The sequence below is a fragment of the Hymenobacter seoulensis genome, assembly GCF_054780535.1.
Genome location: NZ_BAAGWD010000002.1, coordinates 1 through 22,906, shown reverse-complemented (window position 1 = coordinate 22,906; position 22,906 = coordinate 1). Strand labels below are relative to the sequence as shown.

The following is a 22,906-nucleotide window of genomic DNA, read 5'->3' as shown; positions in this document are numbered from 1 at the left end:
CGGCCTTTCCTTGCTATTTCACCGCAATGCAGGATATTTCTACCTGTACATCTTTGGGCAAGCGGCTTACCTCCACCGTTTCCCGAGCAGGGGCATAATCAGCAGAAAAATAGCTGCCGTAGATTTCATTGATAAGGCCAAAGTTGCCGAGGTCTTTCACAAAAATGCTGCACTTCACGATATCACGCAGCGTGAAGCCGGCAGCCTGCAATACCGCCTCAATGTTGCGCATTACTTGGTGGGTTTCCTGCGCCACGTCGCCATCACCAACTAGTTGACCGGTGGTGGAGTCTAGGGCAATCTGGCCGGATACGTACACGGTATTGCCTGCCTGAATGGCTTGGCTGTATGGGCCAATAGGAGCAGGGGCTTGGTCGGAATAAACGATTGAGTTGGCCATAGCAAGGGCGAAGTCGTTGGTGGGAGAGGAACCAGTATCTTTCAGCGAAAGTAAGTTGAAAAAAGATGCATCTCTTTATTGTTGAGGGCCAGCACCTAGAGCAGGAGTTCCGGCGCAAGTTCGGGCCAGGCCATACCTACGACTTCTGCCTGGCATCGGCTCCCGATCTGCTCACCCGCTTGGGTGCCGCCGATGTTGCCTTTGATCTGCGTGAATGGCCTGAACTACATTACGAGCAGCCTCGGCAGCCCCTCTTTTATAGTACGACTTCCCATAGCCTGGCCGAACTCTTCCACAACGAGGCCCCACCATTCGGGCCTGTTTTTGGGTTTAGCGGCTTGCCCACCCTAGTAAACCGACCCATCATGGAGGTTGCCTGGTACCGTGCTGAGGATGCTCCCCAGTTAGCGACTGTCTGTGCTGCCCTCGGTACCCGCTATTGCGTGGTGCAGGACCGCGTGGCGCTTCTGCTACCCCGCGTAGTGTGCCAAAGTATCAATGAGGCATGCTTTGCGCTGCAAGAAGGGGTAGCGTCGGCCCAGGAAATAGATCTTATGCTGCAGGCAGGTAATCCATACGGCCCATGCACTTGGGCGAACTATATTGGAATAAGCCGTGTGTATCAGACGCTAGAACGCGTATATCAGGATACCCATGAGCAGCGCTATAAGCCGTGTTCTTTACTTAAAAGGATGCATCTGCGGGGCGAAACGTTTATGCTGACCGCTAGTACCAGTAAACAATAACTAAAAAAGGCCGCCTCGATTGCTCGAAGCGGCCTTTTTTGATTCTCGCAAACGCTTACTCTACCGTTACCGATTTAGCCAAGTTACGTGGCTGATCGACGTTGCAGCCCCGCAGAACCGCAATGTGATACGACAGCAACTGCAACGGTACCACCGATACCAAAGGCATCAGCGCATCGCTCGTAGCAGGCACTTCAATCGTGAACTCAGCCATAGCCGGAATTACATCGTCGCCTTCTGTTACAATGGCAATGATGCGGCCTTTGCGGGCCTTCACTTCCTGGATGTTGCTGACCACCTTCTCGTACGAGCTATCCTTGGTAGCAATAACTACTACGGGCATGTTCTCATCAATGAGGGCGATAGGCCCGTGCTTCATTTCGGCAGCCGGGTAGCCTTCGGCATGAATGTAGCTGATTTCCTTCAGCTTAAGCGCGCCTTCCAAAGCTACCGGGAAGTTGTAACCCCGACCTAGGTACAGGAAGTTAGTAGCATCCTTGAAGATTTCAGAAATCTTCTCGATTTCATCATTCAACAGCAATGCTTTCTCAACTTTAGCCGGAATGCTGCTGAGCTCCACCATCAATTCGCGCAGACGAGTATCCGTTAGGGTACCGCGCTTATGGCCAACAATCATGGCTAGCAACGTCAGAACCGTTACCTGGGCCGTGAAGGCTTTAGTTGAAGCTACGCCAATTTCGGGGCCTGCGTGCGTGTAGGCACCTGCATCGGTAGCACGTGCAATGCTGCTACCTACCACGTTACAGATACCGAAGATGGTAGCACCTTTGCTCTTAGCCAACTCAATAGCCGCCAGCGTATCCGCCGTTTCACCGGATTGTGAAATTGCAATTACGATGTCGCGCTCCGTGATGATGGGATTGCGGTAGCGGAATTCCGAAGCGTACTCTACTTCAACCGGAATGCGAGCCAAGTCTTCTAGCAGGTATTCAGCCACCAAGCCAGCATGCCACGAAGTGCCACAGGCTACAATCAGAATGCGTTCAGCGTTAACAAACTTACGCTCGTAAGCCCGCACGCCGCCCATATTCAGGTGCCCTGCCTCGAGTTCCAAACGGCCTCGCATCGAGTCGAGGATAGAGCGGGGCTGCTCGAAAATTTCTTTCAGCATGAAGTGCTCATAGCCACCTTTTTCGATGCTGTCGAGCTCTAGCTCCAGCTTCTGAATGTAAGGTGTCTGCTGCACATCTTCCTTAGTGCGGATTTCGAGCTTGCCATTCCGGATAACAACAATTTCGTAGTCATTTACATAAACTACTTCATTGGTGTATTCAATGATAGGCGTGGCATCTGAAGCCAAGAAAAATTCGTCTTTACCCACCCCGATTACGAGAGGTGAGCCTTTACGAGCTGCAATTAGTTGGCCAGGCTCGTCTTTGCTTAGCACCACAATAGCGTAGGCACCCACCACTTCATGCAATGCCAGACGAACAGCTTCCTCCAGCGTACAGTTGTTTTGCTTCTGTACTTCTTCGATCAGATTAACGAAAACTTCGGTGTCCGTATCAGAATGAAACTGGTGGCCCTGCTGCTGCAAGTGCGTTTTTAACGCCGCATAGTTCTCAATGATGCCATTGTGGATGATGGCAATTCGCTCGGAAGTAGAGTAATGCGGGTGTGCATTCACGTCGTTTGGCTCGCCGTGGGTAGCCCAACGGGTATGGCCCATGCCAATATTGGCGTGCGTATCCTCTTCAGCTATATAGGCTTCGAGGTCAGCTACCTTGCCTTTTTTCTTGTAAACACTAAGCTGGCCGTTCAGCAGGGCTACGCCAGCAGAGTCGTAGCCGCGGTACTCTAAGCGACGCAGGCCTTTGATGATGATAGGACAAGCCTCACGGTGTCCGATGTAAGCGACAATTCCGCACATAATTTAGTTAGTTGTGGCAGAGCAGAAACCTCCGAAAAGGAAAGAAAATCGGGCGGCAACAGCAAAAGCTGTGCCGCCCTTAAAAGCTAGTAAGACTAGGCTGTTCTCGCTAGCGTAACTTGGAGTAGTATACGCGTAACGTAATTTTATTGGCGTCAACCTGCGCTCGGTTCAGAGTTAGCGCAAAGTTACTGCGCAGTATTGGCGACAGAAGCAGACCCGTAGGCAGTTCCCCCTCCAGACGGTTTTGCAGGTAAGCCTGCAGATACTCTGTTATTGAAACGCGATACTCCTGAGCCGGATCCTGATCAGCTGGGAATACTGCTGAGGTTGGCTCACCTACGCTGGTAGGTCTGATAGGACCAGCTTGGTTACTGCCTTCACGCTGTACCAAACGCTCGTATACCGTAGGCCCAACAGTACGGGTCAGTACTTGGTTGTTGCTGTTCACCTCATATAGATAGAGGTTGCTAGGGTATGGAAACAGGCCATTACTTAGCGGCTTGATTGGAATCCGCAGCTCAGCGCGGTTAACTACTAAGTCGTTGTTGTTACGGATGCTTTCGAGGCCCTGAAACTCTATGCGCGTAGCCAAGCCAGTGCCTTCCTGCATATACGTATACCCATTGGTAGCACTAGCGGGCAGCTGTTGACTAGGGTCAGTGAGCGTGGCAAGTGGTGAGCCGCTAAAATCAGTAGTGAGCTGGGTGAAGAACTTTGAATCCGTTACGAGCGGCGTAGTAGGAATATGCCCGAAGTAAAGCGAGTAAACGTGATATTTACCGGTCTTGCCAGCGCTATTGGCTCCAGTAAAGTAGAAGGTTACCCGGCTATTTACAGTCCGGTTGAATCCAACAATAGTGCCGGAGAAGTCCGCTGCGGGAGTCATCGCAATGCCCTTCCACACAGCATTCAGTTTTTCCTGGTTGAAGCCGGCATCTTGCATGGCTGCAAATACCGAATTAGCCAGTGCTGCCGTGCCCGGGTACTTCAGCATGCGTACCCGAATTACCCGATCTGGCACCGTTACTAATACGCTATCTTGGGTGGTAGTGGTATTGGTAGAGAGCGGCACCTTGACTTTTCGGTCGCGGTTGAGCGGGGCCGAGAAGTTAGAGAGCAATGTAGTGCTGGTAGCTACCGATGAGCTAGAGTTGAATACCGCTCGGTCATCCATACGCTCCTGAAGCGTATGAAGATCAAACCGGAATGGCTGCGCGGCGGTACCATATACCTCGTCAAATGCCATGCTGAAAACGACTGAGTCGAGCTTGACATTGGTGAACTTGGCCGGCAACGAATCAGGCAGCGAAGTAGTCAGATAAGGCTCTACCTGAATGTTCGTGTAAGCCCGCGCGGTAGTAGTACCCACGAGGTTATCGCGGAGCCGACCCAACAATAGGTGATTTGCCTTCGCTGTTTCTACCGGTTGCTGACGAACCGTATAGGCCGTTACCGGAATATCAAGGTACTGAGAGGTAATAGGAGAAGTGCCGGGCAACTCGAGGCCAAGGTCGTTGGCTTCCTCACAGCTGGTAGCAATACCAAGCAAAGAGGCGGCAATAAGGGAAACCGAAGCGAGTCGGCTGGCGCTAGCTGGCCAATTCATTATAGAGAGCGTAGTATGAGGTCAGCAGGTTGTCGTCGGCGCCGACCTGCTCAATTTGTTTCTTGCCGGTATATTCCGAAAACAGAGTTTTCAGATTCTCGCTAAAATCTTCATCAGATTTCACTACCGTGTCAGCGTACTCCATGCCTACTTTGATGAAGCCACCAAAGTCAGCTGTTTTCAGCGCAGCCAGCATGTCATCGTCAATGTCCAGCATTTTCGCCTTCTCAATAATGTCGCCTTCAAACTTGAAGTCGAACTCATTATTGTAGATGGTGAAAACCGATTTGGCATCTTTGAAAATCGGATCCTTCTTGTACGTCGTTTTCAGATACATCGGAATCAGGCCCGTCATCCAGTCATTGCAATGCACAATGTCCGGAGCCCAGCCTAGCTTCTTTACCGTTTCCAACACACCTTTGCAGAAGAAAATGGCCCGTTCGTCATTGTCGGCGTGGAACTTGTCGTTCTTGTCTACCAACACGGACTTGCGGTGAAAATAATCTTCGTTATCAATGAAGTATACCTGTAGCTTCGCGTTCGGAATAGAGGCAACTTTGATAATGAGCGGCTTTTCATCCTCGCCAACGGCAATATTAATTCCGGAGAGGCGCACAACTTCATGCAAGCGGTTTTTCCGCTCATTGATAATGCCGAAACGCGGTACGAAAATGCGGATTTCCATCCCCATTTCCTGCATTCCCTGCGGCAGGCGCCGCAAAAACTCCGCTACCTTGGTGGTCTGCAAAAACGGGTTGATTTCCGTGGCAGCGTAGAGTATTCTCAACTTGGACATATAGAGTCAGTTGGGGTGATTAGGAAAGGGCAACACTTTGGGATGCACAAAATTAAACATTTTTGAGGGAAATTTCAACCTAACCCGGTCCGCTACTCGTCGAATCGGCCTTTAACCTCTATGCAGATACTAAATACCGCCGCGGCGTTGCAAGCCCAAACAGAGAATTGGCGCCGCGAAGGCAAACGCATTGGGCTAGTGCCCACCATGGGAGCGTTGCACGAAGGACATCTGCAACTGGTCCGGGCCGCGGCGCAGGAATGCGATGTTGTGGTGGTGAGCATCTTCGTAAACCCTACCCAGTTCAATAACTCCGAGGATTTTCGGCTGTATCCGCGTCTGCCTGAGGCGGATGCCGATTTACTAGGCCCTGCCGGCTGCACAGCCCTCTTTATGCCCCCAGTGGAGGAAATGTACCGGCGCAACACCGTATTGCGCTTTGATTTTGGCCCCCTAGAGCAGGTAATGGAAGGCGCACACCGGCCCGGACACTTTAACGGAGTAGCCACGGTAGTAAGCAAATTGTTTCATCTGAGCCGCCCGCACCGGGCATATTTCGGGCAGAAAGACTACCAGCAAGTGGCGGTGGTGCGCCAGCTTATAGCAGACCTTTCCTTTGATGTAGAGCTCGTGGCTTTTCCAACAGTACGCGAAGCAGACGGGCTGGCCATGTCCTCCCGAAACCGCCGTCTTCCCGCTGATGCTCGTGCCGTGGCTCCCCATCTGTACCGTGCCTTGCAGCTAGCTGCTGAGCTGGTGCAAAGTGGGCAAGCAACGGTTGATGAAGTAAAAAGCGCTGTAGCAGATTTCTTGGGCGCGGTGCCGGCCATCGAGCTAGAGTACCTGGAGGTGGCCGATGCCCAAACGCTACAGCCTTTTACGGAGTGGCAGCCCGATCGCGCCGTGGTGTTGTGCCTAGCGGCGCACCTATGGGGCGTGCGGTTGATAGATAACGTAGTGGTAGAGCGGCAAATCCAAGGCAGCTCAGCAGCAGTTGATGAAGCGCCACTAGGTACGGAAAAGGTGCAACTCGTTTAACCGGCTCCCAAATTAGGCTTCCGTATCTTTAGGGCCCAAAATTCACCGGCTTTTTCAGCTCATGCATATCGAGATTCTCAAGTCCAAGATTCACCGCGTTAAGGTTACGCAGGCGGAACTGCACTATGTGGGTAGCATCACTATTGATGAAGACCTGCTGGATGCAGCCAATATGGTGGAAAACGAGAAAGTGACCATCGTAAATATCAACAACGGCGAGCGGTTCGAAACCTATACTATCAAGGGGGAAAGAGGCTCGGGCATGATTTGCCTGAATGGCCCGGCTGCCCGGCGCGTGGCCGTTGGCGACATTATTATCATCATCTCCTATGCCTTAATTGATTTCGCGGAGGCCAAAACGCACAAGCCTACGGTTATCTTTCCTGACCAACACAATCGGGTCAGCTAGACTCGGGTATATATTGGTGGCTGGTTGCGCCGAAAAGGAGGGTTTCAGCTGCTCGCTGCCCCATGCTTTGCGGTGCAACCAGCCATCTGCTTATTCCTTTATTGCATGAAGCAACTGCTAAACGTTCTGAAATACGGCCTGTTACTAGCCTTATCGGGGTTGCTGATGTGGTACGCGCTACGGGGCCAGAACCTGGCGCTTATTGGCGGCTATCTACGGCAAGCAAGCTACGGCTGGCTGGCTTTCACGCTGGTACTTTCAGCGCTGGGGTATTTTAGCCGGGCGCACCGGTGGCAGATGCAGCTGGAAGCCAGCGGCCAGAATCCGCGCTACTGGGATGTGTATCATGCCATGATGGCGGGCTACCTGGCCAACCTGGTACTGCCCCGAATGGGAGAAGTTATCAGGTGCTCCGTGTTGCACCGCACAAGCCGAGTACCAGTACAGGTATCACTAGGGGCCGTTATTACGGAAAGGGTAATTGATGTGCTCGTGCTGGTGTGCCTACTGGGCCTGACATTACTGCTGGATTTGCATAAGTTCTGGGCCTTTGTGGTCAGCCTGTTTTCTGACCGCTACAACTCTGTGGCTGAACACAGGCAGTTGCTGTTGTCCGTTGCGGTAGTAGCCATCCTGCTCTTGGCCCTAACAGGCTACCTATTGTTTCAGAATCTGGAGAAGCTGCGCGAGCGGACCTTTTTTCTGAAAATTGAAAACTTTGTGCGCGGCATGCTGGATGGGGTGTTCAGCGTACGAAAGCTCCGCAACCCCGGCCTGTTTCTGCTCCATACGGCCTTTACCTGGTTGGTGTATTACCTGATGGATTACCTAGCTTTCTTTGCCTTCCCTGCTACATCGGGGTTGGGGCTGGGGGCGGGCCTAGCAGTTCTGACGTTTGGGGCGTTTGGTATGGCCGCGCCCGTACAAGGCGGCTTTGGTGCGTTTCACTTGATGGTGCAAAGCACCTTACTGGTATATGGCATCAGCAAAGAGGCTGGCATTGCATATGCCCTAGTAGTGCACGGCTCTCAAACCTTACTTGTGGTGCTGATGGGTGGCATCAGCTTCGTGGCCAGCATGACGAAATCGGGTAAAAAGGTTGAGCAGGTTGCCGTAACCTAAACAAGGAAGCCCATGTGGACGAAGGATAAAATACTACCGCTTGACCAGCTACTACCCCTAGTGGAAGCTTGGAAGGCGGCCCACGAGAAAGTAGTATTCACAAACGGCTGCTTTGATCTGCTGCATCTGGGCCACGTTGATTACTTGGAGAAAGCCCGGCACCTAGGGAACCGCCTGGTAGTAGGGCTCAACACCGACGCCTCAGTAAGCTGCCTTAAGCCCGGCCGGCCGCTGCAAGACGAAGTGTCACGCGCACGGGTGTTGGCCTCTCTTTTGTTTGTAGATGCCGTAGTCCTCTTCGGCGAGCAAACGCCTCTAGCTCTGATTGAAGCCCTGAAGCCCGATATTCTGGTGAAAGGCGACGACTATCAGATTAGTGGAATTGTAGGCCACGAGGTAGTGTTACAACATGGCGGGCAAGTCCTGACCGTACCCCTAGTAGCTGGCTATAGCACCACGCGCATCGTCGAGCGAATTTTGGGTACGGAACGGTAAGGAAAGAGTAGAGAAACGGTAGGTGTGCTACCCGACCTTCTGGTTCTTTCTGCACTTGCTGGCCTCTCTCTTCACTTAATCACGCACGATCATGTACTATAACTCAAGCCCCATTTATTTCATCCTTATCCTGGCAATGGTTGTCAGCTGGTTGATTCAATGGCGGTTACGGAGCAAGTTCACCAAGTACGGCCAAATCGGATTGCAGTCGGGGCTTTCCGGCAAACAGATTGCCGAGCTAATGCTAGCCGACCACGGTATTACCGATGTGCGCGTTATCAGCACCGAAGGCCGCCTGACCGACCATTACAACCCCGCTGATAAAACGGTAAACCTGAGTGAGGCGGTATATGCGGAGCGTAGTGCCGCCGCCGCCGCAGTAGCTGCCCACGAATGCGGCCACGCTGTGCAGCACGCTACGGCCTACAGTGCGCTGCAATTCCGCTCGGCCATGGTGCCCGCTCTCAGTGCCGTTTCGAAGTTCATGCCGTTTATCCTGCTAGCCGGGGTGCTCATGATTCGCACTACACTTATTCCACTGGGCCTAGGCATCGTGCTGTTTTCGCTTACTACCCTGTTTTCGTTTGTGACCCTGCCGGTTGAGTTCGACGCCTCCAAGCGCGCCCTGGCCTGGATTGACAAGCGTGGTATCGTGACGACGCAGGAGCACGCTATGGCAAAAGACGCCCTCTGGTGGGCTGCTATGACGTACGTAGTAGCGGCGCTTAGCTCCCTGGCTACCTTGCTGTACTATGTCAGCATCTTTATGGGAAGCCGCGACCGTCGTTAAACCGTTGCGGCCTTTGACCGAAAACCAGCAAACCGCCACCTTACTAGTTAAGGTGGCGGTTTGCTTTTAGCCAGGGGCTAGTAGCCGATGACAAGTGCTTACTGGGTCGGCTCAGTTCCTAAACCTCAGATTAGCACTGTATATCAAGAAGAGAATACTAGCTCCAGTTGAAACAAAAAGCTGGTCAAAAGCCTTACTAAGCCAGCCTGCCAGAAAAAAATGGTACTATCTGCGCATTCTGCAATGGCAGTGGTTAATTTTGAGGCACCAGCGAATTTACGCTCAGCATTTTTTGCGCATTTCCCATCCCACCCCCTTTTCTTACCGCATGAACTTTCAGCTCACCGAAGAACAACTAGCCGTTCAGGCCGCCGCCCGTGACTTTGCTCAATCTGAACTATGGGCCGGCGTAATCGAGCGCGACGAGCATCAAAAATTTCCTGCTGAGCAAATCAAGAAGATGGGGGAGCTAGGCTTCCTCGGCATGATGGTTAGCCCCGAGTACGGTGGCGGCGGCATGGACACGGTAAGCTACGTGCTGGCCATGGAGGAAATCAGCAAGGTAGATGCCTCCTGCTCGGTAATTATGTCAGTGAATAACTCGCTGGTATGCTGGGGCCTAGAGCAATATGGCAGCGAGGAGCAGAAGCGCAAGTACCTGCCCCGCCTAACCTCCGGTGAAATCATCGGCGCCTTTTGCCTCTCTGAGCCCGAAGCCGGCTCCGATGCTACCATGCAGCGCACCACTGCCGAGGACAAAGGCGACCATTACCTCATCAACGGCACCAAAAACTGGATTACCAATGGCTCTTCGGCCTCGGTATACATCGTTATTGCGCAAACTAACCCAGAGCTGAAGCACCGCGGGATCAACGCCATCATCGTGGACAAGGATACTCCTGGTTTTCAAGTAGGCCTGAAGGAAAATAAGCTGGGCATTCGGGGTTCTGATACGCACTCCCTGATGTTCAACGACGTGAAAGTGCCCAAGGAAAACCGCATCGGCGAGGACGGTTTCGGCTTCAAGTTTGCCATGCAGGTGCTGGCCGGCGGCCGCATTGGTATTGCGGCGCAAGCGCTGGGCATTGCTTCAGGCGCCTACGAGCTGTCACTGAAGTACTCGAAAGAGCGTAAGGCATTTGGTGTTCCAATTGCTCAGCATCAGGCCATTCAGTTTAAGCTGGCTGATATGGCTACTAACATTGATGCGGCTCGTCTGCTGTGCTTGCAGGCTGCTGCCGATAAAGATGCACACGCCGATTACGCCAAGTCAGGCGCAATGGCCAAGCTGTTCGCTTCCAAAACAGCCATGGACGCCTCTGTAGAGGCCGTTCAAATCCATGGAGGCTATGGTTTCGTGAAAGAATTCCATGTGGAACGCTTCATGCGTGATGCCAAAATCACGCAGATTTATGAGGGAACTTCCGAGATTCAGAAAATTGTAATCTCGCGGGAAATCCTGAAATAAATAACGAATTGCCTAAAAGTCAGAAGTATTGCACAAAACCCAGCCTTTTTTAGGTTGGGTTTTGTGTTTGTGTGAATTTTTATATGTTATTTTGCATTAGATAAGTCCGGGGTACCATTTCCCGGCAACACTCGTACTAGCTAACCGCCCGCCGAAGATGGAAGATTATAATAAAGTGATAGAGTCCCTGGGTGTCCGGTACATCAAGGCAAAGAACCTAGTATTGCAACAGCCGTTTACGGTTCGCAATTCCTATGACGTAGGCAATAACCTTATCCTGCTCCACAAAGGGCGTATTTCGTTTGGCGATGAAGATCAGGTAGTTGAAGAAGGCGAAATGCTCTTCATTCCAGGTGGTCGGGCTACTAAAGTAACCTACGGCGAAACCTCCAATAAGAGCATCACCAACGATGACCTTATCACGAATAAGGACAAGTTCTTCCATTCGAACTCTGACCTAGACCTGATTGGAGATGCCGAGGAGAGCCACTCCTTCGTGAGCTTTGAGGCCAAGGTGTTCGACTCGGTGAACTTCTTTGCTTCTCTGGATGTGCCGGCTTTCTTAATCACCGGTAACTCTAAGCTAGCTAACCTGGTCATTAAGGTGGTTGAGGAAAGCCTGCAGGAACTGCCCGGCCGTGAGCGGCTTATCACGATTTACACCGAAAACATTGTGGTGGAAATCGTGCGCTACATCTTGAAAAACAAGATGTTTGTGGAGCAACTGGCCACCAACAGCACGTACTTCAAAGATCCACGCCTCATTGATCTGTTCAACTACATCAAGGAGAACATTGGCGGCGACCTCTCAAACAAGGTGCTGTCGGGCGTGGCTAATGTGAGCGAAGACTACGTAGGCCAGTACTTTAAGATGCTGACTGGCATTAACCCCCAAGACTACATCGAGTACCAGCGCATGGAGCGCGCCGTGTTCTTGCTGCGCACCACCAAAAAGAGCATCCGCGACATTGGGAAAGAAGTGGGTTACAAAGACACTGCGTATTTCTGCCGTCGCTTTAAGATGATGTTTGGTATTCCGGCTGGCAAAATGCGCCGTCGGGAGTCTGCCATGAATATCTAATCTTGTAAGGAGATACAAAGACTAGGGGCCGTTTTCTCGCAAACCGCTCAGCTACACCAACAGAAAAGGCCACCTACTCAGGTGGCCTTTTCTGTTGGTGTAGGGGTAGTAATTGTTATTCGGTAAGTAGCACGCTGTTGAAGCTGCTCACGACCTTCGACATTTCAGCCAAGAACTCCGGCGCTTTCTCAATCTGGTTACCTACTACAATAACATCGGCGCCAGCGGTAAGGGCAGCCTGTGCTTTTTCAGTGGTGTTGATGCCGCCGCCTACAATGAGGGGCACTTCTACGGCTTGGCGAACGGCCTTAATCATGGCGGGCGCTACTGGGTACATAGCGCCACTACCGCCATCCAGGTACATTAGGCGTAGGCCCAGCTGCTCGCCGGCCATGGCCGTGCAGGCGGCTATGGCCGGTTTGTCGTAGGGGAGGGGGGTAGTGCCACTCATGTAGCTGGCCGTGGTTTGCCGGCCCGTGTCTACCAACATATAGCCGGTGGGCAAAATCTGGAGGTTGCTTTGGCGTAGCAACGGAGCCGCAATAACGTGCTGGCCAATCAGGAAGTCGGGGTTGCGGCCGGAAATCAAGGACAACAGCAAAATTCCATCGGCCTGGTCATCTAAATGCAGGCTATGGCTAGGGAAAAGCAACACCGGAATCTTGGAGTGGCTCTTGATAAAACGAATGAGGGCAGCTTGGCGCGTATTCATCACCAAGCTGCCGCCCACAAAAAAGTAATCTACTGCGTGTTGCTCACTTAACCCAAGCAAGTGCCGGCAGCTGGCCTCATCGATAGTATCGGGATCTAGCAATACAGCCAGAGACTTCTGGCCGTGCGTCCGGCGTTTGCTCAGGGCATCATACAGGCTGGTGAGGCGCATCCGCGTCGTCGTGGTGATAAGTAAACTCGATATCCTTGGTCTCGGGCTCAGTATGAACTGCGGCCGAAGATGCAAGGTCGGGATTTTTAAGCATTGGCAAATACTCGCTGGCCTTCTTTGCTACATAAGCCATTAACACTGCCGAAACCTGTGCCACCAGCATTTTGCCGGTATCTGACTGCAGAAACGCCCGGAAGGCCGAGGCTACAATAGAAGAAGCGTCGGATTGTGGCTGGCCAGCAGCCTGATAGGCTTGAACCGGATGCTGTCCTGTGGAAGCCTCATAACCTAGCGGCTGAAACGGATCCGCGTCGGTGTGGTATACGTCGGGGGCAATGTCAGCGCGTTTGCTCTTGGGACGGCGCTCCATCCGCGAGAAGTGTCCGGTGCCAAAGCCCAGGTCATCTGCTACGGCAGTATCCACACCCGTTGGGACGGTAGGGCGCCGGGGGCGGCTAGGGCTAGGCGCTAGGTGGCGTTGGTACTCCTGGTCGTTGTTAAGGGCGTGTTTTTTTTTCCCGCCGAAGGCTTTCGAAAGCAACCAGATGCCACCTAGTACACTGGCACCAATGGCTACGTACTTGCCAACTTCCTGAGTTTTGGCTTTGATTTCCTCGACGTCGCCGAGCAAGGCGCGTTCATATTCCAGTTTCTGGTGCTCCAGAAACTCTTTCTCGTCTTCAAACAGCGGGTTATGCAGATCGGCCATATAACGGTTAGGCTTGACGTTTGTCGGATTTATAGATGGTATTGTTCAGCATCTTATCAGCCAGGCCCTGGAACAGCTTCTTATCAACTCCCACAAGGAAGATGATAAGCAGCACCAGATAAAAGCCAGCCACAATGCCAAAGCCCCAGTAGCTACTGTCAAGTACATCGTTGAGCAGGAGTCCCAGGAAGATGTTCAAAAACAGGAAGAACATCAGGCCAATGGTGGCCAGTGTAACGCCGTGCAGGGTCCCGACGAAAGCAGTTTTGGCTTTCTCCTGGACTTCCAGACGCACTAGGTCCAGGCGCGTGTCAAGGTAGCCTTTCAGATTTCCGATGAGAGAATCGGAAGCAGGCGTTTTAGTTGCGTCGTCTTCAGTGGAGAACAGGCCCATAGGGGAGAGTTTTTGCAGGGAACAATGTTACAGGTTCGCAAGTAATGAAACTGCGGTAGCGTTAATTTTTGAGGTAGCCCTTTCTTACGGAAAAGGCGACATCGTGTCTGAAATTTGCCTTACTTTTACTTCACACGGCCATATCTTGAGTCAGAATCATTACCAGGTACTAGGGGTATCCGCTGCCGCAACTGCCCGCGAGATAAAGCAAGCCTACAAGCGGCTGGCCGTGCAGTACCATCCGGATAAGCACGGCGGCAGTGCGCTTCACGAAGAACTGTTCAAGGCAGTAGCCGCTGCGTACCGCGTACTCAGCGACCCAGGCCGTAGGGCCCAGTACGACTTTCAACTACAAGTGGCAGTGCGGCGGGCAGCAGAAGTACGGCGCCAGCAGGAGTTTCGGCAGCAGGGCCAGCGGGTATACGGAGTGCCTATGCCGCCGCCCGCACCGCTCCGAACCCGCCGGCCGGCCGGCTCCCACGAGCGGCACTACCGCACTATTCCGCGCCAACGGGCCCGGTTTACCCGCCGCGACTTTCAGCTCATTGCTCTCATTGTGCTGACTATGCTACTGTTTGGCTGGGTAGTGAAGCTAGGGCTTGACCGAATGGCCGCCAGCCGAGCTTATCAGAGCGGACTAGGCGCCTACGCTCGTCGGGAGTGGAGCGCCGCACACAGCTTTTTTTCGGAGGCTATCCGGCTGCGCTCCGGATATACGCAGGCGTTTTGGCGGCGCGGTGAGGTAGAGGAACTAGGGTATCAGCGGCCTCAGGCTGCCGTTACGGATTATATAGATGCCTTAGCCGAAACCGCTCTGCCTAAGCAACGCGCCAACTTGCTGGTCCGAATAGGTTTGTGCTATCAAGCGATGCAACGCCCGGAGTTGGCCCAGCAGGCAATACAGCAAGCACTAGTGCTAGACTCTACACAGGCGCAGGCGCGGTTGCTTAAGGGCGAAACACTGCTTTTTAGCAATCAATATGCCCCGGCGCACCGCGAGTTTGAAGCGGGCTTGCGCCATGCTCGAGCTTTCCCCTCCTTCATCATCGCTCGGTTGCTGCTCTATCGGGGCCTAGTTAACTTCAAGGAACAGGACTATCGTGCCGCCCGCGCCGACTACTGGCAGGTGCTGGCTATTTACCCAAATCAGGCTAGGGTTTACTTTTTACTAGGCCGGGTGGCGCAGCAAGAGGGAAGTCGCCAAGAGGCCTGCGAGTTTTTCCGGCGGGCCGTGGTGCAGGGGTATCGGTTTGCCGAAGCCGCCCGGGATACTACCTGCCGCCCCTAGCTGATACTGGGTAGTGCAGCTCATGCAGCCTATGCTTTACTAGCGCTGCTTCCTGTCGCTTGCAGCAGGCCTATGCCAGTTGACCTACCCAAAGGAGTCCGGCGATAAGTCACAAAAGGAAGGAGCAGTTGCCGGAGTTTCGGTGTTTCCGTGTAGTAGGGCCTTGTTTTAGCGTGCACGGTCTGGTATAGGCGAGTCACAAATCGGGCTGTTCCTTCCTTGTCGCATGCTCAACAGTAACCGAACTTGCAGGCGCTGTCAGGGCTCATTCCTCTCGGTGCCTATGCTGCTTTATTATGCTTCCCTCTGATGTAAAAGATGCCTACCTACGGCAGCTTGGCTTTATCCGTTTAGCTTCTTATCGTTCCTGGGATTATCCTCTCAATACCGCCGAAGCTGCTTTCACGCCTATTGTAGATGTCCGTTATCAGCATGAGCAGCAGGCTCCTGATGGCGCATACCTGTATGCCTACTCTTGGGTGCAGGAGCCGGGCTATTTGCTTAGCACGGAACAGCACATTGCTCAGATGGGGCAGCTAGTAGCGGAGCTAGAAACCGATGACTTTGCCAATTTGCAGCAAGCGGTTGAGGCCTTCTTTCGGAAGCGAGGCGGCGTAGTGTCTTTGCCTCATGCTACTACTGCCAACCACGACTGTGCTTACTAGCCCACTGCGCCACCAAAACCCTAAAACAACAAAAAGCCCCTCAGTGTGTTACTGAGGGGCTTTTCTGTGGTAATGATTGGAATCGAACCAACGACACCAGCATTTTCAGTGCTGTGCTCTACCAACTGAGCTACATTACCAGCTCTTGGTTCCCTTGGGCGCTTTGTCCGTTGGGGAGCACAAAAGTAATAAACCATTTTCAACCTGCAAGACGTATCTCAAAAAAATCTTTCGGCCGGAAACATAGCAGCGCAAAAAGTAAAATTTGTTATGCATAACGACTATATTTCGGCCTAAACCCCAAACCTACCCAATTCCCGTGCACTTCTCTATTCAAAACCTCCTCTTCCTGCTAGTGGCAGTGGCGGGCTTCGGCCTGTTCATCTGGCAAGCGCGGAAGATCCGGGCTAATATTCTCGTCGGGCGCGACCGGGATATGAGCGGCAACGTGAACGAGCGTCTGTGGAAGACGTTGCTAGTTGCCTTCGGACAGCAGAAAATGTTTAAGCGCCTGACACCGGCTTTTCTGCACCTCATCGTTTACGTGGGCTTCATTGTCATCAACATTGAAGTCATTGAAATCATGGTCGATGGCCTGTTTGGTACGCACCGGTTTCTGCAGTTTCTCGGGCCGTTGTACTCAGCGCTTACCGCCACCAACGAGGTACTAGGTGCCTTGGTAGTCCTAGCCGTTGTAGCCTTTTGGTGGCGCCGCAACGTGAACACCATTCGCCGCTTCACGGGGCCTGAGCTGCGGGCATGGCCTAGGCTCGATGCCAACATCATTCTGTATGTAGAGGTGATTCTGATGGTAGCCTTGTTCACGATGAATGCGGCCGACCTGAAGTTGCATGGAGACAGCCTACCCGGCGCTTTTCCGGTTAGCCAGTTCCTGACGGGCCTATTGCCCGATAGCCCCGCGGCACTGCACGTGCTGGAGCGTATTGGCTGGTGGGCGCACATTGTGGGTATCCTGCTGTTCCTGAACTACCTGCCCAGCTCCAAGCACTTCCACATCATCATGGCGTTCCCGAACGTGTACTACTCGCGGCTGGTACCGCAGGGACAGTTCTCGAACGTGGAAAGCATCACCCACGAGGTGAAAGCTATGATGGACCCTAGCTACCAGGTACCAGCTCCGGCCACCGAGCCCGATGGTTCCGCTATGGCGCCTACCCCCTTTGGAGCCAAAGACGTGGATGATTTGGCCTGGACGAACCTGCTGAATGCGTACTCTTGCACTGAGTGCGGCCGCTGCACCTCCGTTTGTCCGGCTAACCTTACCGGCAAGCTGCTTTCGCCCCGTAAAATCATCATGGATACCCGCGACAGGGTAGAGGAGAAGTATAACTCCCCACTGATTTTCAATCCTAACCTGTACGGTAAGGAAGCCAAGCATAGCGAGCAGGAGCAGCTGGATAAAGAAAACCATACCCTGCTGCGTGGCTACGTAACGCCCGAGGAGCTGTGGGCCTGCACCACCTGCAATGCCTGCGTAGAGGCGTGCCCCGTGAACATTAACCCGTTAGAGAGCATTGTAGAAATGCGCCGCTTCCTGGTACTGGAAGAATCGGCTGCTCCCAACTCGCTGAATGTTATGTTCAGCAACATCGAAAATAACGGAGCACCGTGGGCTTTCTCGCCTTCCGACCGCTTCAATTGGGCTGATGATTTGTTCGTGGCGGATAAAGCCACGGCCACTGTAGCTTAAGCTGGCTAGGGGGCAAAGCGGTTCAAGCCCGGCAGTACCCTAGCAACTTTCAATTCTAACTGACTTTTGTCGACTGATATAATGGCTGAGCAAACTGCCAAGCGCCAAGTAAATGTTCCGATGATGGCCGACCTGGCTGCTCGGGGCGAAACGCCGGAAATACTGTTCTGGGTAGGCTGCGCCGGTGCCTTCGATGACCGGTACAAGCGCGTAACGCGGGCGTTCGTCCGGATTCTGGAGCACGTAGGTGTAAACTATGCCGTACTAGGCATGGAAGAAAGCTGCACTGGCGACCCGGCCAAGCGGGCCGGCAATGAGTTCCTGTTTCAGATGCAGGCCATGCAGAACATTACCACCCTCAATGGCTACGGCATCAAGAAGGTAGTAACGGCTTGCCCGCATTGCTTTAACACCATTAAGAACGAATACCCGGCCCTAGGAGGCGAGTACGAGGTAATCCACCACAGCACCTTCCTGCAGCAGCTCATCAATGAGGGCAAAGTGAAGGCCGAGGGTGGGGAGTCGTTCAAAGGGCGTCGCATTACCTTCCACGATTCCTGCTACCTGGGTCGCGCTAATAACATCTATGAGGCACCCCGCGCCGTGCTGGAAGTGCTGGACGCCGACCTGTTGGAGATGAAACGCTGCAAAACCAACGGCTTGTGCTGTGGTGCTGGCGGCGCCCAAATGTGGAAAGAGCCCGAGCCCGGCAAAAAAGACATTAACATTGAGCGCGCCGAAGAAGCCCTAGCTACTCTCGATGGCGAAGCCGATGTGCTCTTGAATCTACAGGGAGTGGAAAGCACCGCGCCGCCTATGCCGGCTGGCTCTAACCGCGGCGGTAGCGTTATTGCCGTAGCCTGCCCGTTCTGCATGACCATGATGGCCGACGGCGTGAAAAACAAAGAGCGCGAATCTGACGTGCAGGTGTTTGACCTGGCCGAGCTGATCGCCTCCGCCGAAGGCTTGAATGCCTAGCCTGCCACAGCGTTTAAAAGTAACAACTGAAACAGCCCCGCCGGAACTTCCGGGTGGGGCTGTTTCTTTGTAGATAATACGTAGTCACTAGCTTCGTCTGCGAAGCAATGTGCTAGCTTTCCCGTTCCTCTTCTGACCTGTATGTACGTTCCCTTCTCCCAACTGCCTGACTCAGCTCGCCTCTGGATTTACCAAGCCGAACGCCCGCTCACCGAAGCTGAGGTAACTGCGCTGCAACCCGCCCTTCGCCAGTTCGCCACTGACTGGACCAGCCACGGCCGCACCCTGGCGGCCTCAGCAGAAATACGACACCAGCAGTTTTTGGTAATTGGGCTGGATGAAGCCGTAGCCGATGCCAGCGGCTGCTCCATTGATGCTTCCGTTCGGTTTGTGCGCGAAGTAGAGCAACACCTAGGCGTGCAGTTGCTTGAAAAAGCCAAGCTAGCATTTCTGATCAATGACGAAGTGAAGCTGCTCGACCGCTTAGAGCTGCGGGCGGCCGTAGCAGCCGGCACGCTGCTTCCGGAAACTCTGTATTTCGATAACACCATTGGTACTGTGGGGCAACTGCGCACGGCCTGTCCGGCGCCGGCTAGCTCAACATGGCTGGCTAAGTACTTCAAAGTGGTAGCTTCCTAGGGCGGCAAATTCACCGAGCCGTTTTATCTTGATATACTTGATGCCAAAATGTTCGTTATTCGTTTTGGTATTGCACCCATCCATTCCTGCTCTCCATGAAAACCTATATACTACTAGGTGCCCTTGCTGGCTCAACCGTTCTGCTGAGCGGTTGTGCTACATCAGGCAAACTAAGCAAGGCTGATAAACGATTTACGCAAGGCGAATACGAAGAAGCAATAGCCTTATATAAGAAGGATGTGGCCAAAGGCAAGGATATAGCCCAAGCCAATTACCGCATCGGAGAGTCATTTCGGCTTTCCAATCGACTAGATCAGGCCGAGTCGTACTATAAAGCGGCGCTGGATGGAAAAGTAAAAAGCACGGATGCGGCTTTCCGCTACGCTCAGGCACTACGCGCCGCCGGTAAGACAGATGAAGCCGCTACCCAGTTTGAAGCCTACGCCCAAGCGGGGAGCAACCGTACCCTAGCCGACCAAGCCGAGTTTGAAGCCAAAACGGCCAAGGCCTCCACGGCGCTACTCACTCTGCGCACCAACGACGAGGTAACGCCCCTCGACCAGATTAATACGCCGGCCGCCGAGTTCAGCGCCACCCGTATGCCCGACACCAAGGAGCTTGTATTTGCTTCCGGCCGCGAAGGCAAGGTGTTTTCCGGCAACGGCGAAGGGTTCAACGACCTGTACGCTATCAAATTTGAGGACGAGCAGAAGCTGACCGGCGGCACCGTTCGGAAGCTGGAGCCCATTTTCAACTCCGAAAACCGTCACGAAGCCAGCGCTACCTACTCGCCCGATGGCAAGATGATGGTGTTTGCCCGCTCCAACGACGGCTCCAAGAAAGGCTACCTCAGCGTTGACCTATGGGTATCGTACTTCCGGAACGGCGCCTGGACGGAGCCCGAAATTCTGCGCGGCGTGAACAGCAGTACAGCCGATGAGTTTTCGCCAGTCTTCTCGCCCGATGGCCAGACGCTGTATTTCACCTCTACCCGTAAGGGTGGCCTAGGCGGCAACGACCTGTACAAAGCCACCATGGAAAGCCCCGGTCGGTTTGCGGCTCCGGAGAACCTAGGCGACCAAATCAATACGCCCGGCAACGAAAACTTCCCGGCTATTGCCCCCGATGGCACCCTGTATTTTTCTTCTGACGGGCACCCGGGCCTAGGCAAGCTAGACATCTTTAAGGTGCAGAAAGGAAAAGTAGTTAACCTAGCCGCTCCTATTAATAGTAACGGCGACGACTTTGCCCCATTCTTCACGGGCCCACAGATGGGCGTGTTTGCTTCTAACCGCGCCGGCGGCAAAGGCTCCGACGACCTGTACCTGTTCCGTGAGCGGCCGCACAAGTTCGTGACCTTCTACGCCGATGGCACGCTAGTAGAGCGCAACGACAAAACCGGCCAGACGTCTCCCGTCGGCAGTGAGCTAGTAACGCTCTTCAGCAGCACCGGTCAGAAGCTGCAGGAAACCACTTCCGGCCCCGATGGCAAGTTCAGCTTCAAGCTCGATACGGCCACGGCAGCCTATTCTCTCATTGCAAACCGTGCCGGCTACTTCACGGCGCGCAATTCCCTAAGCACCATCGGGCGTCGTCCGCCCCAGGAGGCCCTGCCCGATTTTATGAATGACGTTCGGGTACCCGTAACCCTTACGCTCACCAAAATCGTGAAGAACAAGGCTATCGTCGTGGACAACATCTTCTACGATTACGATAAGGCGAACATTCGACCGGATGCAGCCCTAGAGCTGGATAAACTCGTGCAAACCCTCAACGACAATCCGCAAATCACCATTGAGCTTAGCTCCCATACCGACTCCCGCGGTAAAGACGCCTACAACATGGCCCTTTCGCAGCGTCGGGCGGAGTCGGCAGTAGCGTACATTGTCTCGAAAGGCATCAACAAGTCGCGCATTACAGCTAAAGGCTACGGTGAGTCTCGCCCCGTCATAAAAGGAGCCAAGACCGAAGAAGATTATCAGCGCAACCGCCGCACTGAATTCAAAGTGACCAAGATTGCTGAGTAAGTGCTCTTGCACTAGTAAAACCCAGGTTGTGCCTAGCATAGCCTGGGTTTTTGCTTTTCAGTAGGGTAGTGGGCACCCCACTCACGTCGGTTTGGCCCCTACTCCTACCTAGTAAGTAGAGCGCTCATAGTATACGTGTCGCGTAAGCGCTTACTCTATATAGAGTAGGAGAGGAGTAAATATAGAATTGGCACAATCCTTGGCTTTAGCATCTCAGCCGTCGGATGACCGGCGTCTTATCTACTACCGCCATGAAAAAGGCTCTACTTCTTTGCGCTGGGTTCTTCTTGCTGCTAGCCGGCCAAGTTCAGGCTGCTCCCGCCAATGCCACCTTCACGTCTGAGCGTGGAGTAATCTTCCAGTTGGTGTTCGATGGCCGGGCTCTCACCCGCAATGGTGCTCGCCAAGTCTACCTCGACCGCCTAGCCCCCGGTTACCATTCAGCCCAGTTTCTAATTCCTACCGGATACGGCCGAAGCATCAATTACCGCACCCGGGTTTTCCTAGATGGTGGCCTCGAAACGAACTTCGTGTTAGTGACCCGCAATGGCTACCCTCCTGTATTACGCAAAGTGTCGGCGTCTCCACTGCCTCGAGGAGGATATGGCTCCGGCTACGGCAACGGCCCCCGCGGAAACTATCCGCCCGTTTCGCCTCCGCCCGCTCCCGTCTATGATGCCCCTTACCCCAACCAGGGAGTATATGATGTTGAGCCTGCCTATCCAGCCGACTCCTATGTAATGTCGCCTCGCGATGTAGAAGGACTCCTCCAGGCGGTTCAGCGCCAATCGTTCGATGATGGCAAACTGGCTATTATCCGCGAAGCATTGCGTGAAACCAGCCTCCCCGCTGATGATGCTCGCCGTTTAGTTTCTACCATTGCCTTTGATCGGAATAAGATTGAGCTAGCCAAGTTCATGTATTCCCGCGTTGCTGACCGCCAGAACTTCTACCGTGTCTATGAAGCCTTGCAGTATACTTCAAGCATTCGGGAAGTACAGCAGTATGTAGAGTCATACAGGCCCTAAACTAGGTTTATGAGCAATACCGAAGACTCCTGCCTGTAGCAGGAGTCTTTTTTTGTTTCCACTGGAACATTTTTTTGGAGGCTAAGTGTTTGCCAAACTGATGTCTAAGTAGCCTGCTCAAAAATGTTGAGCGGCCTTAAACGAAAAAGATGGAACGTAGGTTTGGAAGTTAACTTTCGACCGTGCACTTTTGCACTCCCAAACCGGAACGCGGCAGGGGTTCAGCCCCCAGCTTTCTTTTAAGAAAGACACGGCTGAAAAAAAGTTGACAGCACGTCTTGCTTCTATCAGAAAAAGGGTGCTACCTTTGCACCCCGCTTCGAGAGGAAGGGGCCGGAAACGGAAAAGAAAACTTTTCTAGATCCTTGCAAAAGTCAACTTCGGTAACGTATCTTTGCAGCCCGGTTCTTCCATAGAAACAGGGTTCTAAGCACAGGAGCAGCGAAAACAACGAAAAAGTTTTTTTGCTTCGGAACTTGGAAAGTGCAAAACGAGTTGTTACCTTTGCACCCCGCTTCAACCGGAAGCGAGCAGCGCACGACAAGGGAAAGACACTTCGAAAAAAAGTTTTCTTCTGTTGCTTGCGAAACAACAAAACGGTGTTACCTTTGCAACCCGCTTCGAACGGAAGCTGAGCAAACGAAACACTTGGCCTGGTAACACAGGCACACGGTTTTCTTCGATAGGAAGAAAGCACACGTTCTTTGAATGATTGGAAAAGACAATAGTAGGTAAGGCT

22 protein-coding genes and 1 tRNA gene are annotated in these 22,906 nt (G+C 53.2%); 15 read left to right on the top strand and 8 right to left on the bottom strand.

Going from position 1 to position 22,906, the window contains the following annotated elements:
- Positions 1 to 13 precede the first annotated feature (13 nt).
- Positions 14 to 400 carry a RidA family protein gene (locus ACYVHC_RS07960; RefSeq protein WP_460613159.1) on the bottom strand — a complete coding sequence of 129 codons (387 nt, stop codon included), beginning with the start codon at positions 398 to 400 and terminating at the stop codon, positions 14 to 16.
- A 65-nt stretch (positions 401 to 465) separates the two neighbouring features.
- On the opposite strand from ACYVHC_RS07960, the gene ACYVHC_RS07955 reads away from it, so the two are divergent.
- Entirely contained in the window at positions 466 to 1,146 is a 681-nt protein-coding gene (locus ACYVHC_RS07955; RefSeq protein ID WP_460613158.1) for a 3-hydroxyacyl-CoA dehydrogenase family protein, read from the top strand.
- 55 nt (positions 1,147 to 1,201) lie between these two features.
- Here the strand turns inward: ACYVHC_RS07955 and glmS are convergent, their stop codons facing one another.
- The 3 genes from glmS to ACYVHC_RS07940 all read right to left on the bottom strand — a co-directional run bounded on the left by glmS (position 1,202) and on the right by ACYVHC_RS07940 (position 5,442).
- Complete coding sequence (gene glmS, locus ACYVHC_RS07950) at positions 1,202 to 3,037, bottom strand: glutamine--fructose-6-phosphate aminotransferase (RefSeq protein WP_460613157.1); 1,836 nt, start codon at positions 3,035 to 3,037, stop codon at positions 1,202 to 1,204.
- 109 nt (positions 3,038 to 3,146) lie between these two features.
- Positions 3,147 to 4,646, bottom strand: a complete 1,500-nt coding sequence (locus ACYVHC_RS07945) for a DUF4270 family protein (protein WP_460613156.1) — start codon at positions 4,644 to 4,646, stop codon at positions 3,147 to 3,149.
- The gene (locus tag ACYVHC_RS07940; RefSeq protein ID WP_460613155.1) at positions 4,630 to 5,442 is read right to left on the bottom strand and encodes a glycogen/starch synthase; all 813 of its coding nucleotides are present in this window, start codon (positions 5,440 to 5,442) and stop codon (positions 4,630 to 4,632) included. The genes ACYVHC_RS07945 and ACYVHC_RS07940 overlap by 17 nt, the downstream gene beginning before the upstream one ends.
- Before the next feature lie 120 nt (positions 5,443 to 5,562).
- On the opposite strand from ACYVHC_RS07940, the gene panC reads away from it, so the two are divergent.
- From panC to ACYVHC_RS07905, 7 genes are all read left to right on the top strand, one after another.
- A complete protein-coding gene (gene panC / locus ACYVHC_RS07935) occupies positions 5,563 to 6,480 on the top strand; it encodes a 4-phosphopantoate--beta-alanine ligase (RefSeq protein WP_460613154.1) in 918 nt (305 codons plus the stop codon).
- A gap of 61 nt (positions 6,481 to 6,541) precedes the next feature.
- A complete protein-coding gene (panD, locus tag ACYVHC_RS07930) occupies positions 6,542 to 6,889 on the top strand; it encodes an aspartate 1-decarboxylase (RefSeq protein WP_460613153.1) in 348 nt (115 codons plus the stop codon).
- A 105-nt stretch (positions 6,890 to 6,994) separates the two neighbouring features.
- A complete protein-coding gene (locus ACYVHC_RS07925) occupies positions 6,995 to 8,011 on the top strand; it encodes a lysylphosphatidylglycerol synthase transmembrane domain-containing protein (RefSeq protein WP_460613152.1) in 1,017 nt (338 codons plus the stop codon).
- A 12-nt stretch (positions 8,012 to 8,023) separates the two neighbouring features.
- Complete coding sequence (gene rfaE2 / locus ACYVHC_RS07920) at positions 8,024 to 8,506, top strand: nucleotidyl transferase family protein (protein ID WP_460613151.1); 483 nt, start codon at positions 8,024 to 8,026, stop codon at positions 8,504 to 8,506.
- A 91-nt stretch (positions 8,507 to 8,597) separates the two neighbouring features.
- Complete coding sequence (locus ACYVHC_RS07915) at positions 8,598 to 9,296, top strand: zinc metallopeptidase (RefSeq protein ID WP_460613150.1); 699 nt, start codon at positions 8,598 to 8,600, stop codon at positions 9,294 to 9,296.
- A 328-nt stretch (positions 9,297 to 9,624) separates the two neighbouring features.
- Positions 9,625 to 10,764 (top strand): acyl-CoA dehydrogenase family protein, encoded by a 1,140-nt coding sequence (locus tag ACYVHC_RS07910; RefSeq protein ID WP_460613149.1) that lies wholly within the window; start codon positions 9,625 to 9,627, stop codon positions 10,762 to 10,764.
- A gap of 157 nt (positions 10,765 to 10,921) precedes the next feature.
- On the top strand, positions 10,922 to 11,845 hold the full coding sequence (locus ACYVHC_RS07905) for a helix-turn-helix domain-containing protein (protein WP_460613148.1): 924 nt from the start codon (positions 10,922 to 10,924) through the stop codon (positions 11,843 to 11,845).
- A 115-nt stretch (positions 11,846 to 11,960) separates the two neighbouring features.
- Here the strand turns inward: ACYVHC_RS07905 and ACYVHC_RS07900 are convergent, their stop codons facing one another.
- Genes ACYVHC_RS07900 through ACYVHC_RS07890 form a run of 3 tightly spaced genes read right to left on the bottom strand, consistent with a single transcriptional unit; the run spans position 11,961 to position 13,831 of the window.
- A complete protein-coding gene (locus ACYVHC_RS07900) occupies positions 11,961 to 12,728 on the bottom strand; it encodes a geranylgeranylglyceryl/heptaprenylglyceryl phosphate synthase (RefSeq protein ID WP_460613147.1) in 768 nt (255 codons plus the stop codon).
- Positions 12,706 to 13,437: a hypothetical protein gene (locus ACYVHC_RS07895; RefSeq protein WP_460613146.1), complete on the bottom strand. Its 732-nt coding sequence runs from the start codon at positions 13,435 to 13,437 to the stop codon at positions 12,706 to 12,708. Before ACYVHC_RS07895 ends, ACYVHC_RS07900 begins: the two co-directional genes overlap by 23 nt.
- Positions 13,438 to 13,444: 7 nt before the next feature.
- Complete coding sequence (locus ACYVHC_RS07890; protein WP_460613145.1) at positions 13,445 to 13,831, bottom strand: phage holin family protein; 387 nt, start codon at positions 13,829 to 13,831, stop codon at positions 13,445 to 13,447.
- A gap of 145 nt (positions 13,832 to 13,976) precedes the next feature.
- Between ACYVHC_RS07890 and ACYVHC_RS07885 the strand changes: the two genes are divergently transcribed.
- On the top strand, positions 13,977 to 15,119 hold the full coding sequence (locus ACYVHC_RS07885; RefSeq protein ID WP_460613144.1) for a J domain-containing protein: 1,143 nt from the start codon (positions 13,977 to 13,979) through the stop codon (positions 15,117 to 15,119).
- Positions 15,120 to 15,415: 296 nt separating this feature from the next.
- Positions 15,416 to 15,784: a hypothetical protein gene (locus tag ACYVHC_RS07880; protein ID WP_460613143.1), complete on the top strand. Its 369-nt coding sequence runs from the start codon at positions 15,416 to 15,418 to the stop codon at positions 15,782 to 15,784.
- Positions 15,785 to 15,851: 67 nt separating this feature from the next.
- Here the strand turns inward: ACYVHC_RS07880 and ACYVHC_RS07875 are convergent.
- Positions 15,852 to 15,924 (bottom strand) — tRNA-Phe (locus ACYVHC_RS07875).
- 179 nt (positions 15,925 to 16,103) lie between these two features.
- On the opposite strand from ACYVHC_RS07875, the gene ACYVHC_RS07870 reads away from it, so the two are divergent.
- From ACYVHC_RS07870 to ACYVHC_RS07850, 5 genes are all read left to right on the top strand, one after another.
- Positions 16,104 to 17,495 (top strand): (Fe-S)-binding protein, encoded by a 1,392-nt coding sequence (locus ACYVHC_RS07870; protein WP_460613142.1) that lies wholly within the window; start codon positions 16,104 to 16,106, stop codon positions 17,493 to 17,495.
- Between the two features lie 123 nt (positions 17,496 to 17,618).
- Positions 17,619 to 18,473: a (Fe-S)-binding protein gene (locus ACYVHC_RS07865; protein ID WP_460614300.1), complete on the top strand. Its 855-nt coding sequence runs from the start codon at positions 17,619 to 17,621 to the stop codon at positions 18,471 to 18,473.
- Between the two features lie 141 nt (positions 18,474 to 18,614).
- Positions 18,615 to 19,112 (top strand): hypothetical protein, encoded by a 498-nt coding sequence (locus tag ACYVHC_RS07860; protein ID WP_460613141.1) that lies wholly within the window; start codon positions 18,615 to 18,617, stop codon positions 19,110 to 19,112.
- A 95-nt stretch (positions 19,113 to 19,207) separates the two neighbouring features.
- A complete protein-coding gene (locus tag ACYVHC_RS07855; protein ID WP_460613140.1) occupies positions 19,208 to 21,139 on the top strand; it encodes an OmpA family protein in 1,932 nt (643 codons plus the stop codon).
- A gap of 251 nt (positions 21,140 to 21,390) precedes the next feature.
- Positions 21,391 to 22,167, top strand: a complete 777-nt coding sequence (locus ACYVHC_RS07850; RefSeq protein ID WP_460613139.1) for a DUF4476 domain-containing protein — start codon at positions 21,391 to 21,393, stop codon at positions 22,165 to 22,167.
- Positions 22,168 to 22,906: the final 739 nt, after the last annotated feature.